The following is a 17,581-nucleotide window of genomic DNA, read 5'->3' as shown; positions in this document are numbered from 1 at the left end:
TTCTCCTTTTTCTTTATCCAATAATAAATAATTCTTCTTCTGAAACTTCTTCTTTTATATGCTTCAAAGCTAAAATTAAATATACGAAAGCTATAACTATATATATAATATCAAAAAATGGTATGACTACTCTGGTTAAAAATATAATGGTATCTAAAATTATAGATGCAGTTAATGCATATAATGAAATTCTATATAAGCCTTTAAATCTAATCTTAACCTTAAACCAGTAAGCTGCGCTTAATCCTGCTAAAGCTAGTACCACTGCCCATAATATATTTCCAATAAATACTTGAATTATTGTAAATATAGTTAAAATTATCATTACAAGTGTAGTTGCTGATAATATATTTATTATCATATTAACATCCAGGTTAAATCCAAGTTCTGAAAACTTCTGAACTGTTTGTTTTCCATTATTATTTACTATAACTTTATCTCTAAATATAAGGGTAGATGTCATATACTTCTCTATGTTTAATTGAGCAAGTTTGTTTTGATCATATTGATCATAATCATAACTTGTATCTATAAATAATAATGTATTCTGTTCTTCTTTTAGAATTGGTCTTGTTCCTATAGTTAATTTTCCATTCTCAAGTTTAAAGTTATTTTTATTTTCTTCTAAATATGTTCTTGCATTATCAAAATAGATTTTTACATCTCTTGATAAATCATAACCTTTAATTCCCCCAAAAATCACGCTTAATAATAGTATATATAATACTCCCTTAGCAGTCTTTTCTCTTAAAAATACTAGATAACCTTTTATATTGGTGATACTATATATAAACTTTTGAAAAATATTCAATTTTTCCACTATATAATTCCCCCTTAATTTTCCATGTAATTATTATTATACATTATTTACATGCAAATACCTATAGAATTATGTATTTTCCACCATTTTCTTTAACCCTCTAGTCATTGAAATCATTACATATACTCCTCCAATTATTATATAAAAATAATATCTATAACTTATTGATATTCCTGTTACTCTAAGAATAGCTGCAATAATAATTGGAAGTGTTATAGAGTAAATTGATATTTTATAAATATTTTTATATTCTAACGGCCACTTGAGTACTGCATTAATTAATGTTCCAATTAATGATATCATAAGTGCTAAAAATAAATTTAATATAACAATTAATAAGGGTGTTAAAAATACTATTAAGTATACTACATATTTTAGCCTAGGAATAAATTGTTGTGCTTTTTTCTTATCTAAGCTCATTCCATCTAAAAAGTCATATGTAGCCCTATCTATTTTATATCTATTTCTCTTTGATATGGCCCTATCTTTTAATATAAGTATACATTTATCATACTTATTAAGTACATTCTCTGAAGTATTTCCTGACGTATCAATTATAATAGTAGGCTTATTTTTCTTTGTTATTACTATAGGTTCTCTTTCTTTTACATCCAAAATTCCATCCTTAAGAGTAAATTCAGGAAATCCGTTATTTATTTCATTTTCCATTAGCGATATGAACTTATAATACCCCATAGCAGGTACTATAAAGCTTATAATTCCTGTTATTAATGTTAGGATCATCATATATAGAATAGCCTTAATTACTGTTTCTCTAATTAAAATATAGTAATCCTTTGGCTTGATAATGCTTATGTAAATCTTTTTTAAAAAATTAATTTTCTCCATAACTTAATGCCAAATTACATACTTGGCTAAATCTCACCTCCTATGGAATAAGTACTACTTTAGTTATTATTCTAACCATTAAAAAAATTTATAATATCTTTCTTTTGTTTATTCTTTAAGTTTTTGGTCAATAATCATAATAAATTTTTCCAATCAGGAGGGCTTTATATGAATAAAAAATTTTCTATTAAATCACTTATAAATAAAAACAAAGTTTTTATATTCTTCTACATTTTAATATTATCCATATCTACCTCCTTAGTTATTTTTTCAGTAGTAAATTATACATATCTAATTCAAAACTTCAAAGCAAAGTTTAATAATGGGGATTATACTGAAGCAAGTAAAATAGCCATATCTAGTCAGACATATAATCCTGTTAAGCTTTTGATGTTTAAAGGAGATTTAAAAAACTTCTTAAGTGACTCTCTGAGTAGCACTATTAATTCATATAAAAATGCTGATATCTCAGAAAGTGAAGCACTTTACTTAGTATCAAAAATTGATTATTATGGACTTTTTTCAAAGGAGATCGAAGACTTTAAAGCAACATTACCTACCATTAAGGAGTCAAATAAAAACTTTCAAGCGGGCTTAGATGCTATTAAAAGTGAAGATTACAAAGCCTCAATTACGAATTTTTCAAAAGTTTCTGAGTATGATTCAAATTATAAATTAGCTTTAGAATATGAAAAAAGTTCCCTAGATAAGTTTAAAAAGGCTACTCTAGATAAAGCAAATGATTTGGCAAGCCAGAAATATTATACTGATGCCATAAATCTCATAAAATCTGATCTTAAAGATTATTACAATGATGATAAGGAAATCTCAGATACTATTGCATCCTATGAAAAACAGAAAGCTGATTACTTAGCAAGTAAAAATACATCTAATTCTTCAAAGGCTGCATCAACAGCTCCCTTATCATTAAGCCTTAGTAATATTAATACTCTAAATCTTACTAGCTTAACCTCTTATATGCTTTATGTTAATATTACTAATCAAAAGACTTATGTTTTTAAAGGAACAAAAAATAATTGGAAATTATTAAAAACTCTTTCTTGTTCAACAGGTAAAGATGATACAGATACTCCAAAAGGAGTTTATCAAGTTCAAGAAAAAGGAGATTGGTTCTATTCTGACAAATATAAACAAGGTGCTAAGTACTGGGTTCAGTTCCAAGGTAACTACTTGTTCCATTCAATTCCTTTCGAAGAAGATAAAAAGACAGTTATAGATCCTTCATTAGGAGCTCCATTATCACATGGTTGTGTTCGTTTATCTTTAGAGGATGCAAAATGGCTATATGATAATATAAATAAAGGAACTAAAGTCATAATTAATTAACAATTCATGGGATGTATTAAAATAATTTGATACATCCCTTTTATTTATAGTAGAATAAGTTTAAATATTTATTTTAGAATATTTGAGGTGATATTTATGTTTATCTCTTACCCAAAAGAGGTTAAGTATATTATAGATAAGTTAAATGATAATGGCTTTGAAGGCTTCTTGGTTGGAGGATCAGTTAGAAATTCCTTATTATCCTTAGCTCCAAAGGATTTTGATATAACAACAAATGCTCTTCCAGAGGATGTTATAAGAATTTTTAATAAAACAATTCCTACAGGACTAAAGCATGGAACTGTTACAGTAATGGAGAACTCTATTCCCTTTGAAGTTACTACCTATAGAATTGATGGTGAATATAAAGACAATAGAAGACCCGAGGAAGTAACATTTGTTTCCTCTCTTAAAGAAGATTTAGCTCGAAGAGATTTCACTATAAATGCTTTCGCATACAATGAAACATATGGATTAATGGACTATTTCAATGGTATTAATGATTTAAACTCAAAGCTTATACGTGCTGTTGGAGATGCAGATAAAAGATTTAATGAAGATGCCTTAAGAATGCTAAGAGCTATTCGTTTTTCTTGCCAATTAGGTTTTACCATTGAAAAAAGCACTCTAGACGCAATTAAAAAAAATTCTGAACTCATTCTAAATATAAGTTCAGAGAGAATAAGAGAAGAATTCCTTAAGATTATAACTTCACCTTATCCAACTAGTGGGTTAAGGTTGTTAAATTCTACTGGTATTCTAAAACATATACTACCTGAACTTCAATCTACTGTTGATTTTGATCAAAAAACTCCGTATCATAATAAGGATGTTTTTGAACATACACTCTCTGTTGTTAAGATGGTTCCTAATAAAGTTCATTTAAGGTTAGCTGCCTTATTCCATGATATAGCTAAGCCACCTTGCTTCTTTATTGGAGAAGATGGTCACGGACACTTTTATAATCATCAAAATATTGGAGCAGAAATGTGCGTAAGTATTTTAAAAAGACTAACCTTTGATAATGATACTATTAATAAAGCATCTATCTTAGTTAAGGAACATATGAATATTTTATTCAACCCTTCAGATGCTGCACTCAAAAGACTAATTAATAGAGTTTCTATAGACTTAGTTTTTGATTTATTTAAACTACAACGAGCTGATATATTATCATCAGCACCTCCATTTAAAGTTTTGTCTGACTTAGACTATATGGAGAAGAGAACTAAAGAAATAATAGAGTCCTCTGAACCTTTAAGTAAAAATTCATTAAAGGTAAATGGTAAAGTAATCATGGACTCTCTAAACTTAAAACCTAGTAAAGAAGTCGGCGTTATTTTAGACTACTTAATGGATATGGTTCTTGAAGATCCAAATCTCAATAATAAGCATACACTAATATCACTTGCTACTGAATATTATAAAAAAAGGAATGACAATGACTTATGAAAAAATATATTTTTATCTTTATAGGTGGAATGCTTGGAGCTATTTTAAGATATTTAATAAAAAATATTGATATTACAAGCTTCTATTCAGGAGTAATTCCACTAAATACATTAGTTATAAATATTTGTGGAAGCTTTATTTTAGCATTAGTCTTAACAACAGCATTAGAAGTTTACGATTTTAATTCAAATATACGACTAGGTATAGCAACTGGTTTTCTTGGTGCTTTTACAACATTCTCTACTTTATGTAAGGAATCTGTTAACCTTATACGCCAAGGACACTATTATTCTTCTATATTCTATTTATTTTCTTCAGTTATTCTTGGCCTAATAGCAGCTTACTTAGGAGTCCTTTTTACTAGAAAGGTTATTTCTAAGTTTATACTTAAGAATAATACTTTAAATGAAATAGATGCTGAAGCTTCAATAGATGAGGAGGTTTAATAGATGTCATATATTTTAGTTGCATTAGGCGGAGGAACTGGAAGTATCGTAAGATATATTCTCGGAAAATACATAAGTGAAAAATCTAATAAATCTTTTCCTTTAGGAACATTTATTATAAATGTTACAGGTGCTATTTTATTAGGAATAGTTAGTTCTATAGGAGTAAGCAATAACACTATGCTGCTTTTAGCTGATGGCTTCTTAGGTGCATACACAACTTTTTCGACCTTTATGTATGAAGGTTTTAATTTATTTAAAGACAAGGAAAAGCTAAATGCTTTTATTTATATTTTAGGCTCTCTTATTTTGGGTGTATTAGGATTTTACTTAGGTTCTATAATTGTTAAGATATAAAAAAGAGCTGAAGCACTAATTATTTAGTGCCTCAGCCTTTGTTTTTATATCTTAATTTCTCTATCTATACCAAATAGATATAAATATCTTTCTTTTACTTTTTTACCTGTAATTTTCTCCAAAGCTCGAGTATAGTAATCTAATTGAAGTCTATATCTATCTACTATTTTATCGATGGTTCCTTCCTCTACATAGTCTGTTTTATAGTCTAATAAAACTATACCATCCTCTTCTTCAAAATAAGCATCTATTACTCCTTGAAGTCTTATATTTTCATCTTTATATTCTTTTCCAAGCTCTTTATTAAATTCTAATGCACTTATTTCTGTATAAAAAGGAAGTTCTCTAACAACTTTTTTACCTTGACTCGCTGACTCAAGCATTCTTCTTCCTAAACTGCTATTTATAAAATTTCTTACCTTATTTATATTTATTACCTTTGCCTCATCTTCTCTTAGTAATTCTCTTGATACAAGTTCCTCTAACTGTTCTTTTATTTCACCAAAAGTATTACCTTTTAATAAATCAAGTTTTTGCATGAAAAAGTGAATAACTGTACCTCTCTCCGCTGCAGATAATCCTCTTTCTTCTTGCAAGAACTTAGGCTTAGCTATAAAATCAGTTTTAAATAAATCTTGAGAAACTTCTTCAACTATTTCACTATAAGCCCTTTTCTTTAGTTCTGAAACGGATATGTTAGATGGTAGTATTGAAGATTCTATATATTCATACTTGAATCCTAATCTTCTTTCAATCTCTTCATCTACTTTATTTATTTTCTTATCTACAAATAATTCTTTTTCTTCTGTTTTATCCACATCAGTTGAAATTTCATCCCCAACAAGCTGAGATTTTATCCACAACTTAATGTTCCAATTAGATTTATCACCATCAATTATCTTAGATACTTCGTTAGAACCCCTTAGCATATCTCCATCCTTATGTCTGCAAAGAGCTATCCCAATCCAATCTAAAAAACTTCTCTTCTTTATTAATTCCGCTGCTGGTATCTTTTCATCACCCATTGATGCTGAAGAATTCCATTTTTCTGCTGCCTTTTCAAAATTACTTACTGAGCCAGTTAAAATCAACTTTTCCTTTGCTCTAGTTAATGCAACATAAAGTATTCTCATTTCTTCTGATAAGGTTTCTAAAAGAATTTTTCTCTTAATAGCATTCTTAGCTATGGACGGATATGTTAACCTATGTTCTAGATCTATAACTTGTGGCCCTAAGCCTAATTCATCGTGGAACATAACCTCTTTATTTAAATCCATCAGATTAAATTTCTTACCAGTACCACTTAAAAACACAACGGGGAACTCTAACCCTTTACTTTTATGAATACTCATTATTCTAACTACATCTTCATTTTCACCAAGTATCTTTGCACTTCCCATATCTCCTGAAGACTTTCTTAGCTTATGAATAAAGTTTATAAAATTAAATAATCCCTTAAAACTTGTGGTTTCAAATTGCTTTGCCCTTTGGAATAAAATCTTCAAGTTAGCCTGCCTCTGAGCTCCATTTGGCATAGCCCCTACAAATCCATAATAAGATGTGTCCATATAAAGATACCATATGAATTCATCTATAGGCGTATATGTAGCCCTTTTTCTCCACTTGCTTAAACTTGTGATAAAATAATTACACTTTTCCTTAAATTCTTCTGATGCCTTTATTCTACCTTCTACTATATCTTCAATAGTTTCATAAAAATATTTATTTTCTCCAAGTATTCTTAGCTCTCCTAATTCATTTGCATTAAATGAGAAAATAGGACTTCTTAAGGATGCAAGCATAGGTACATCTTGAAGTGGATTATCTATAATTTGTAATAGTGATAATATAGTTCTTATTTCTATAGTTTCAAAATATCCTGTACCTGTATCAGAATATACAGGAATCCCCAAAGCTCCTAATTCTTCCGAAAACACAGTTGACCAATTTTTAGTTGCTCTTAAAAGAATTACTATATCCTTAAACCTAACTTTTCTATAAGTTCCCGTAGTCTTATCCATAACCATGAAAGCTTTATCATCTTTAGCTGTCATAAGTTCCTTTATTCTTTTTCCCACTATTCTTGCTTCTAATTGTACGCCTGTTAAATCTTCATCCTCTTCCGCTATTTCTTCACTTTCTTCTTCAACCACTTGAGCCTCTTCTGGAGTTTTTTCTCCTATATGAAGTTCAAGTGCCCCACCTATTATTGCTTCATCTATATCTGCTTCTGGATAGGAAGCCCCTAGATTTAGAGCTTCTTCCTCAGTATATTCTAATTCTCCTAGAGTTTCAGACATAAGCTCTTTAAATACAAAGTTTACTCCGCTTATTACCTCTTCTCTACTTCTGAAATTTTTATAAAGCATTATTTTTCTGTTTTTACTTCCTACTTCAGCAGAATAACTGTTATACTTCTGTAAAAACAGTTCTGGTTTTGCCTGCCTAAATCTATAAATACTTTGCTTAACATCTCCAACCATAAACAAGTTTGGATTTTCAAGTTCTTTCCTTGATACTAATGATACTATGGTTTCTTGAACATTATTAGAATCTTGATATTCATCAACTAATACTTCATCAAACTTTTCTCTAAAACCTAGAGCCACTTGTGATGGTTCTACTGATTCTGATTCTTCATTTATGAGTATTTTTAAACAAAGATGTTCTAGATCATTAAAATCTAATATTCCTCTTTCTCTTTTCTTTTCCTCATAAGTATCTTTAAATTTAATAACTAGTTTAGTTAAAGATTTCATTAATGGATAGGTAATTCTTAAGTCACTAATTATATCCTTTGGAGGGGCATTAAATATTTCTTGGGAAATAGTCCCCAGGGACTTTTTAGCTTCATCTCTTACCTTCTTTATTCTCTCTTGAACCTTTGGTTCCTCAACATTTTTTGCTAACACTCTTTTAAGTTTAGAAAATTCTATGGAACTAATTGCCCTATATAACTCTTCTAAGCTGCCAGAATATAGCTTTTCACTTATATCCCTTATAAGTGATATATCTTCCCTAAGGTTTTCCCCATATGGCTCTAATCCAGCAGAATTTTCTGCTAACTCTAAAGCTGCTTCTAAATTCCTAATTACTCCTTGTAATTCTGTACTAATTGATTCCTTTAACACTCTTATCCAACTAGAATTTTCTAGTTCTGTTTCGCTAGTTATATTAAATTCTTCTGCCTTTTCATTTAGCCACTTTTCAGGCCACGGTCCACTCATAGAAAACTCATATAAATTTAGTGCTAAATCCTGAAGTCTTTTATCATCTTTTCCCCCTCCATAAGCATCTAGTAAGTTTAAAAATTCCTTATCTTCTGCTTCATAGAGTTCTTCAAATATTTCAGTAATAGCCTCAAGCTTCATTAGTGTTCCTTCTGTTTCATCACTAATTCTAAAGGATGGATCTAAATCTATTTCATGAAAGTTATTTCTTATTACATCTAAACAGAAAGAATGCATTGTAGTTATATTAGCTCTACTAAGCAATGTAAGCTGTTTTTGTAATATCTTAGAATTAGGATCTTTCTCTAATTCCTTTGAAATAGCATCTGCTATTCTTTCTCTCATTTCTCCTGCTGCTGCAGAAGTAAATGTAACAACTAGAAGTCTATCTATATCCACTGGATTTTCTTTATCAGTAATAATCTTTATTATTCTCTCAACTAGTACAGCAGTCTTTCCTGAACCGGCTGCTGCTGCAACTAATAAATTACATCCCCTAGTATCAATAGCCATAAGCTGCTCATTGGTCCACTTTGTTGCCATTTCTATTCCCCTCCTTTCTTCTCTGAATTAATCACCTTATTCATATCCTCCCAAACCTCATCCTTCTTTTTAAGCTTAATTAACTTATACTTATTATCTTTAAGGTTAGGATCAAACTGACATACTGATGAGTAATCACAAAACTCACAATAAGTAAATGTATTTTCCTTTGCGGGATTTATCTTTATATTTCCTTTAAGCATTTCTGAACATAACTCTTTAATTTTATGGTTAACATAATTTCTTAAAACCTCAAACTGTTCTTCTGTTACTACTGAACTACTTGAGGATACCTCTCCGTCCTTCTTTATTCCTGCTGGAATAACTACTGAGTATAGTCCTGGATCATCATCCATAGCTTTAATTATCTTAGGATCCTTTAAAACTAACCCATCCATCTTAAATGACGACAACACTTTCTTCTCTATCTCTTCCTCAGTTATTCTTTTATCAACTGAAATTAGTGGATCATCTATCCTAAAGTATAAGATGGCTCCAGGCAAAGTATTTTTATTTAAAAAGTATTTAGAGTTTTTAATCAATGCATCTAAGTATACTAAAAGTTGAATTTGAAGCCCATGATAAAGCTTTGTTAAATCAAACTTTTTGCTTCCAGACTTATAATCTATAACTCTTATATAACTTTCCCCATCTATTTCTGCCACATCAACTCTATCTACTCTACCTACTAAGAAGACCTCTTCTCCATCATTCACCTTAATCTTTATTGGCTCAGCATCCTTAAAGCTTGAGAATTCAAACTCATTTTTATATATTTCAAAGGTACTTCTTTTCATGTGTTCTGAGACTGCTGAAACTGATTTTGATAGAATTCTCTTAAATCTATCTGTAAAATACTTATATCTTTTTGAACTATTTAGTATAAATCCTTGATTCTCTTCTAGTTTCTTGTCAACTAAAGTAGAAACTATTTGCGTACATCTTTCTTTATTTAATTCGCTCCAATTGATCTTTTCATTTTTAACGTAATTAGTAAATCCGTCTAGAATCTCATGCATAAATGATCCTAGATCTGGAGCTGAAAATTCATATATTTTTCTATCCTTTGCCTTTAATCCATACTGAACATAATAAGAAAAAGGACATTGTGCATATTTCTCTAGCCTTGAAACAGAGAACATCATTCTTCCATTTGCAGTAGAATATAATTTTCTAACCTTATCTTCATCTATGTCGTCTTCCATATTGGTATATGATAAAGCCCTTTCAACATTTTGGGCTTTTTGATGCCATTCTTCATGATTTTTATACCAATTATAAACCTCACCCCAATATTCCTCTACTTCTTCATCATCATAATTTCTTCTTAAAGCCTCTATCATATTATTGAAGGTTGGCGTTGGCGATATAACTTTATTATATTTTTCTTGATTTCTACTAATATCACTTTCTTCAATTAGTTTTGGAAAAATCTTTTTAAGTCTAGGTATTATTATTGACGCTCTAAGAGATTTTCCTTCAAAATCAGCCATAGGATAACTAATTATTAGCTTTTTACTGGCAAAGGATAGTGCAGTATATACTAATAACTGCTCTTCGAAGGCTTTAACCTTTGTATCAGAAGCTAGTGGTATACCTCTAGTTTTCATTGTATCTCTATCTTTATCAGATAGTATTCCCTCATCTTTTATGGCAGCAGGTATAACTCCATCATTTACTCCAACTAAAAATAATATCTTAATTTCCTTACTTCTAACTCTAGCAATATCCCCTATTGTAACCTCATCTAATGATAATGGTATTAATCCAAGCTCATACTTTTCAAAACCTCCATTAATGATTATGGAGAACTTCTTTAGATCCATCTTTTCCTGTGACATAACTTGAACTGCTTGATCTAGCACTTCCATTACTATTGAAACAATTTGTGAATACTCTTTTTCCCTCTCCTTAAGTCCTCTCTCTGAAAACTTATCTATCCAACTTTTTACCGTATCTATTGCTTTAATTTCTATAAGAAAATCATAAACACCTTCGCAAAATTCTCTAACTGTCCTTTTCCCATTAGTCTTTTTATAGAAATTAATTAAAGGAGTTCTTATCTCATCTCTTATCTCATTAATTAGTACCTTCATTTTGAGATCTTCCTCAGTAACTTCTCCAAAGCTTAGTGGATAGTACTCCCATTCATCTTCTGAAAGCCAATTAGCCTTCTTAATTCCATTAGCCAATACATAGTTTTCTATTATATCAATGTAGGTTTTATCTATTCCTGTTAACCCTGTCTTTAAATATTTAAACATACTCTCATAATTCCAGTTTTTATTTTGTAGTTCAAATAATGATGTAATTAATATAACAAATGGATTATTTAATATATCTTTTTTCTTATCGATATAATATGGAATTTCATATTCATTAAATATAACAGCAGTTATTTTCTCATAGTCTTCAATATTCCTACATACTAAAGAAATATCCTTATACCTATAGCCTTCATCTCTAACTAATTCTTTAATATTTTTAGCAATTTCCTCTATCTCTTCATAACTATTAGCTGCTTTATATATTGTTAGATCTTTATTATCTTTTGGGTATGCCTTAAAAGGGTATGAATAAAAGTACCTCTCTAGATGAGCTAACTCTTCTGAATTTCTTAATCTATAAGGAACTTCATTATTTAAGTCAATTACCCCATCAAAAGGAATTCTATTCTCCTCCATTAACCTAAGAATTCTCTTTTCAGTATTCTTTGTTACGTTAAATAAATCAGTATTATCAATATCGTCTAAGTTGTTCCATTGCTCCCCTACTAATGTTATGTAAACATTCTTAGCCTTCTTAGCTAATATCTTTATTACTTCATACTGTTGAGGGGTAAATGTTGTAAACTCATCTATCCATATCTCTGTTTTATCATATATAGTGCACCCAGATAGCTTCTCAGCAAGCATTGTAAGTTCATCATCACTATCAATGTAGTTCTCATGCAGATAAGTATCAAACTTAGAATATATGAGCTTTAAATCCTCAAGTTTGTATTTAAGCTCTGTATCCCTATCCTCTAAAGACTTTGACAAATCTTCTAATATTTCTGGAGTTACATTATATTTCTTAAATTCTGTTATTAGGGTTGATATTACTTCAATAAATCCATTTTGTTTTGAGGCCTTATTAAATATCTTTAATTCTTTATCTAATTCCTGCAGAACCTTATATATTATCATACTTCTGCCAGACTCATTTATCTTAATGATTGAAGCTCCACCGCACTCAGAGAATACTCTATGGGCCATTCTCTTGAAGCTCAGAACTTCAGTTTGTAGCAAAGCTTTTTCTGTGGCAAACTTAAGAAGATTACTTTCAGTTCTAAAAGTAAACTGCTCTGGTACTATTAATATAAATTTTCCTTCTTTTTTTTCATCAATTCTCTTTTTAATTGATTGAAGACAAAAATAGCTCTTACCGACTCCAGCTCTTCCATATATAAACTTAATGCCCATAAGCATCTCTCCTTTTAAATAATTCCTTTTCATTATATTCTAATTATATACATTATAAATTAAAAATAGGGCGTATCAAAATAATTTTGATACACCCTATCTTTTCCATAAATATATAAAATATTTAATTAATAGTTTCTTCTAGCGAAATCTACAAATTTAAACTTATCTGGTCTATGTCGTGATTGCGTATACTGAAATAATGTTCCATCTTGTAAATACACTACTGTATCTACTACAACCATCATATCAAAGCCTTTTACATTAAGATACTTTCTATCTTCATCTGAGCATGGTTGAACTGTTATCTCTTTTTTAGCAAATCCAATCTTAAGACCTAATTCATTTTCTAAATAATTATATATGGAATCTTCACATATTTCCTTAGTTAATTCATTTACGTAGGCGCTATTTAAATAATCTTTATCTAATATTATTTTTTTATTACCTATTTCTCTTACTCTAAAGACTTTCCAAATTTTATCCTCGGTATTAAGTTTTTTACTAAGGAAATCATCTCCATCTATAAGTTCAAGTTCTTTAACATATGTTCTAGTTTTCTCACCCATTTTTTCAGACATTTCCTTAAAACTAATCAATCCAGACACTGAAAAATTGTGTCTATTAATATCTAGCACAAAAGATCCTTTACCCTTTACCTTATTAATATATCCGTTCTGCTCTAGCATGTTTAGAGCCTTTCTTACTGTATCCCTAGATATATTAAACTTATCCATATATTCACTTTCTGAAGGAAGTTTTGAACCATGATCCAAAGTCCCATTTTCAATTTCTTCAACAATTTTATTATACAATGTAAAATATTTACTATTCATTTTCAATCACCATAAATATTTTAACATGTACTCTTCTACTTCTCAAGAAGGTATGTTATTGATTCATAAGGTCTAAGTAATATACTATTCATTTCCAATATTGAATCCTTATAATTAGATATCAATATATTTTTAGTATTATATTCTTTTATATCTACCTCTTTGCTTAAATCTATTGTTATTTCTTCACCATAAAAATTACTTAATACAACTAATAGTTGATTTTTATAACGCCTTGTATAGGCAAAAACTCTATCATTATCTAATAATAAAGGCTCATAACCTCCATAAGCTATGATATCATAACTTTTTCTTAATTCTATTAACTTTTTATAATGATAATATACTGAATTTTCATCTCTAAGCGCTGCTTCAACATTTATAGTTTTGTTTTTCCCTATTGGTATCCATGGAATTCCTTTTGTAAATCCGCAATATTTATCGTCATTCCATTGCATCGGAGTTCTAGAGTTATCTCTTGACTTAGCTTGAAGAATCTCAATAGTTTCTTCTTCACTTTTACCATTTTTCTTTAAAATATTATAATAGTTTATAGATTCTACATCTCTATAATCTTCAATATTATCGAAATAAGCATTAGTCATTCCGACCTCTTCACCCTGATAAATATAAGGAGTTCCTCTTAACATATGTAGGGTAGTTGCTAACATCTTAGCAGATTCTTTAGGATATTTTTTGTCATCTCCAAATCTAGAGACTATACGTGGTTGATCATGGTTACACCAAAAAAGTGCATTCCATCCATCTCCTTCTTCCATTCCTATCTGCCAAGTATTAATTAAATTTTTTAATTCAAAGAAATCAAATTTCATTAATGTCCACTTATCACCATCTTTATAATCAACTTTTAAATGGTGAAAATTAAATACCATGGATAATTCTTTTTCTTTTGGATTTGAATATTTAATACAATTATCAATTGAGGTAGAAGACATTTCCCCTACTGTTAATATATCTTTATGCTTACCAAAACTTTCTCTATTTAGTTCTTTTAAATACTCATGTATTTTAGGTCCATCAGTATAAAATCTACGTCCATCACCTTTATAATCATTTTCAAGTGTTTCTGGTTTAGATAAAAGGTTAACAACGTCAAGTCTAAACCCTTTTACTCCCTTTTCAATCCAATAATTAGCTATATCATAAATTTCATTTCTAACTTGTGGATTTTCCCAGTTTAAATCAGCTTGTGTTTTATCATAAAGATGTAAATAATATTCATCAAATTTCTCTACATACTGCCATGCAGAACCACCAAACTTTGATATCCAGTTTGTAGGTTCTTGTCCATCCACTGGAGCTTTAAAAATATAATAATCTTTATATTTTTCATTACCATTCAAAGCTTCCTTAAACCATTCATGTTCAGTAGAAGTATGATTAAATACCATATCTAACATTATATCTATGTTTCTTTTCTTAGCTTCTGATGCAAGCTCTTCAAAATCCTCCATGGTTCCAAATCTCGGATCTATATTTTTATAATCTGCTACATCATAGCCATTATCCCTTTGAGGAGATATGAAAAAAGGTGTTAGCCATATATAATCTACTCCTAAGTTCTGCAAATAGTCCAATCTATCAGTTACACCTTTTATATCTCCAAAACCATCTCCATTTGAGTCACTAAAGGACTTTGGATAAATTTGATAGACTACACTTTTCTTGAAATCCTTCATATAAAACATCCCCTCTTTACAATGTCAAAAATTTCTTAACGAGGTCAATTCAAAAACCATAGATGAGAAGGTCTTTAGATTAACCTCGTTAATATTATTTATCTTATTTAGCTACTGCTTCTTTTCCTGCTAAAACTGTTGCTGCTTTTCTTTTACTTATTATTACTGTTAATATGAATGGAACTACTACTGCGATTAACATTGATATTGCAAACACTGCCATAAATTGAGGTTTTATAGATAGTATTCCTGGAAGTCCTCCAACTCCTATTGAGTTTGCCATTACACCTGATCCAACTGAAACAACTGCTGCAAGTGCAGATCCAGTCATAGCACATAGGAATGGATATACATATTTTAAGTTGATACCAAACATAGCTGGCTCAGTTACACCTAAATAACATGATATACATGCTGGTATTGATACTTGTTTTTCATCCTCATCTTTTCTATTAACATAAATCATACCTAAAACAGCTGATCCTTGAGCTATATTAGATAATGCAATCATTGGCCATAAGTTTGTTCCACCAAATTCAGCTACAAGTTGCATATCTATTGCATTGGTCATGTGGTGTAATCCAGTAATAACTAATGGTGCATAAGCAAAACCAAAAAGTGCTGCAAATAACCATTTTAAACTTGATGTTAAACCTGTATAAACAACAAATGAAATTGCTGATCCTATCTTCCAACCTATTGGTCCTAAAATTGTATGTGCAATCAATACAGTAGGAACCAATGCGAAGAATGGAACTACTATCATTGATATATATTCTGGAACTATCTTACGTAATTTTGTCTCTAAGAATGCTAATAAGAATCCTGCTAACATAGCTGGTATAACCTGAGCTTGATATCCTATCATTTGAACTTTAGCAAATCCAAAATCCCAAAATGGAATTTCTTTTGCTCCAGCTACTGCATATGCATTTAATAACTGTGGTGAAACTAATGTAATACCTAATATAATACCTAAGATTTGAGTTGTACCCATTTTTTTAGAAATAGACCATGTTATACCTACTGGTAAGAAATGAAATATTGCTTCACCGATTAACCATAAGAATGAATGTACTCCTGCCCAGAATTGAGATACCTCTACTATAGTCTTTGTCCCATTTTCTAATAATTTAATATCTCCAATTACATTACGGAAACCTAATATCAAACCTCCAACTACCAATGCTGGTATAAGTGGTGTGAAGATTTCTGCTAGTCCAGCAAGTAGTCTTTGAATAAAGCTCATATTACCTTTTGCTGCAACCTTTACTTCATCTTTGCTAACACCATCAATTCCAGCAACAGCTACGAATTCATTATAGAATGTTGGAACCTCATTTCCGATTATTACTTGGAATTGTCCTGCTTGTGTAAATGTACCTTTAACACTTTTAAGTGCTTCTATAGCCTTAACATCAGCTACTTTTGGATCAGCAAGTACAAAGCGCATTCTTGTTGCACAATGGGTTACTGCTGATATATTTATTTTTCCACCAACGAACTTAAGTAATTGCTCTGCGTCACTTTTGAATTTTCCCATGATTGTTATTCCCCCCACAATATTTTTGTAACTTGATAAATTTTAGTAAACATTATCATTCAATACCTATACGTACAAGTTCTTTATATTTACATTATAGTTGTACGTACAAGTTTAGTCAATACGTTTTCAAAATTTATTTTTTAATTTAGAAAAAGCCATTAAAATTGGCTCTTTCGCTAATCTTAATGGCTTCTATAGTCCTGTTTTAAAATACTCATCACTAATGTATCATAATATTTTTTATTATTATAATACTTTTCTCTCTTTCTGCCTTCCTCTATAAATCCACACGCTTTATAACAGTTAACAGCTCTCTCATTGTTAACCACTACCTCTAATTCAATTCTATGAGCTGATTGAGTCTCAAACAAATATTTAATTAATGTTCTTACAGAATCCTTCCCATAACCTCTTCCCCAATATCTGCTCCCGATGGTTATTCCTATATCATATACTCCAACTGTATTTTGAAGTTCTTTATAACTAATGTATCCTATTATTACATTCTTTTCATTTATTATTGTAAGGCTTTTTCTATCAATAGTCATGAACTTATCGTAATTCTTCATTATATCCTTATATGGAGGTAATTCCATACCACCACCATCATATAATCTTACCTCTTTCTCTGAACAAATATTATATATTATGTTCATATCCTTTCTTTCAATAGCTTTTAGATATACCATTTCACCCTTCAACACTTTAACTTACCCCCTGTCAAAATAAGTAATCTATAATTATTATATACTACTATATTATGTTTTAGACAAAAAAAAATAGAACGATTATATCGTTCTATCTTGGCGGAGAAGGCGGGATTTGAACCCGCGCGCCGGTTGCCCGACCTACACCCTTAGCAGGGGCGCCTCTTTAGCCACTTGAGTACTTCTCCAAGCTAAAAATAATTATTTATATAAAATGGCGGAGAGATAGGGATTCGAACCCTAGGTACCCGTGAAGGTACGCCGGTTTTCAAGACCGGTGCCTT

12 protein-coding genes and 1 tRNA gene are annotated in these 17,581 nt (G+C 30.0%); 4 read left to right on the top strand and 9 right to left on the bottom strand.

The window, feature by feature from the left end; all coding sequences use genetic code 11:
• Positions 1-13 precede the first annotated feature (13 nt).
• Positions 14-820 (bottom strand): DUF1189 domain-containing protein, encoded by an 807-nt coding sequence (locus L1S47_RS09505; RefSeq protein WP_238883349.1) that lies wholly within the window; start codon positions 818-820, stop codon positions 14-16.
• A 69-nt stretch (positions 821-889) separates the two neighbouring features.
• Positions 890-1,669: a DUF1189 domain-containing protein gene (locus tag L1S47_RS09500; protein ID WP_238883348.1), complete on the bottom strand. Its 780-nt coding sequence runs from the start codon at positions 1,667-1,669 to the stop codon at positions 890-892.
• A gap of 168 nt (positions 1,670-1,837) precedes the next feature.
• Here L1S47_RS09500 and L1S47_RS09495 point away from each other — a divergent pair, with 168 nt between their 5' ends.
• From L1S47_RS09495 to crcB (L1S47_RS09480), 4 genes are all read left to right on the top strand, one after another.
• Entirely contained in the window at positions 1,838-3,016 is a 1,179-nt protein-coding gene (locus L1S47_RS09495) for a L,D-transpeptidase (RefSeq protein WP_238883347.1), read from the top strand.
• 96 nt (positions 3,017-3,112) lie between these two features.
• Positions 3,113-4,468: a CCA tRNA nucleotidyltransferase gene (locus L1S47_RS09490; RefSeq protein ID WP_238883346.1), complete on the top strand. Its 1,356-nt coding sequence runs from the start codon at positions 3,113-3,115 to the stop codon at positions 4,466-4,468.
• Positions 4,465-4,914, top strand: coding sequence for a fluoride efflux transporter CrcB (gene crcB / locus L1S47_RS09485; RefSeq protein ID WP_238883345.1), 450 nt, complete (start codon positions 4,465-4,467; stop codon positions 4,912-4,914). Before L1S47_RS09490 ends, crcB (L1S47_RS09485) begins: the two co-directional genes overlap by 4 nt.
• Before the next feature lie 3 nt (positions 4,915-4,917).
• On the top strand, positions 4,918-5,271 hold the full coding sequence (gene crcB / locus L1S47_RS09480; RefSeq protein WP_238883344.1) for a fluoride efflux transporter CrcB: 354 nt from the start codon (positions 4,918-4,920) through the stop codon (positions 5,269-5,271).
• 44 nt (positions 5,272-5,315) lie between these two features.
• Here crcB (L1S47_RS09480) and addA read toward each other — a convergent pair whose 3' ends face one another.
• The 7 genes from addA to L1S47_RS09445 all read right to left on the bottom strand — a co-directional run bounded on the left by addA (position 5,316) and on the right by L1S47_RS09445 (position 17,485).
• Entirely contained in the window at positions 5,316-9,044 is a 3,729-nt protein-coding gene (gene addA, locus L1S47_RS09475) for a helicase-exonuclease AddAB subunit AddA (protein WP_238883343.1), read from the bottom strand.
• A 2-nt stretch (positions 9,045-9,046) separates the two neighbouring features.
• Positions 9,047-12,508, bottom strand: a complete 3,462-nt coding sequence (gene addB / locus L1S47_RS09470; protein WP_238883342.1) for a helicase-exonuclease AddAB subunit AddB — start codon at positions 12,506-12,508, stop codon at positions 9,047-9,049.
• 128 nt (positions 12,509-12,636) lie between these two features.
• Positions 12,637-13,344 carry a trehalose operon repressor gene (gene treR / locus L1S47_RS09465; protein ID WP_202769046.1) on the bottom strand — a complete coding sequence of 236 codons (708 nt, stop codon included), beginning with the start codon at positions 13,342-13,344 and terminating at the stop codon, positions 12,637-12,639.
• A 35-nt stretch (positions 13,345-13,379) separates the two neighbouring features.
• The gene (gene treC / locus L1S47_RS09460) at positions 13,380-15,044 is read right to left on the bottom strand and encodes an alpha,alpha-phosphotrehalase (protein WP_238883341.1); all 1,665 of its coding nucleotides are present in this window, start codon (positions 15,042-15,044) and stop codon (positions 13,380-13,382) included.
• 103 nt (positions 15,045-15,147) lie between these two features.
• Entirely contained in the window at positions 15,148-16,587 is a 1,440-nt protein-coding gene (gene treP, locus L1S47_RS09455) for a PTS system trehalose-specific EIIBC component (protein ID WP_238883340.1), read from the bottom strand.
• 185 nt (positions 16,588-16,772) lie between these two features.
• On the bottom strand, positions 16,773-17,294 hold the full coding sequence (locus L1S47_RS09450; RefSeq protein WP_238883339.1) for a GNAT family N-acetyltransferase: 522 nt from the start codon (positions 17,292-17,294) through the stop codon (positions 16,773-16,775).
• A 100-nt stretch (positions 17,295-17,394) separates the two neighbouring features.
• Positions 17,395-17,485 (bottom strand) — tRNA-Ser (locus L1S47_RS09445).
• Between the last annotated feature and the right edge of the window lie 96 nt (positions 17,486-17,581).

The organism is Clostridium sp. YIM B02551, assembly GCF_022324735.1.
GTDB lineage: Bacteria > Bacillota > Clostridia > Clostridiales > Clostridiaceae > Clostridium_T > Clostridium_T paridis.
The sequence above is the reverse complement of the archived record's forward strand: the minus strand, read 5'-3'. Positions and strand labels throughout refer to the sequence as shown.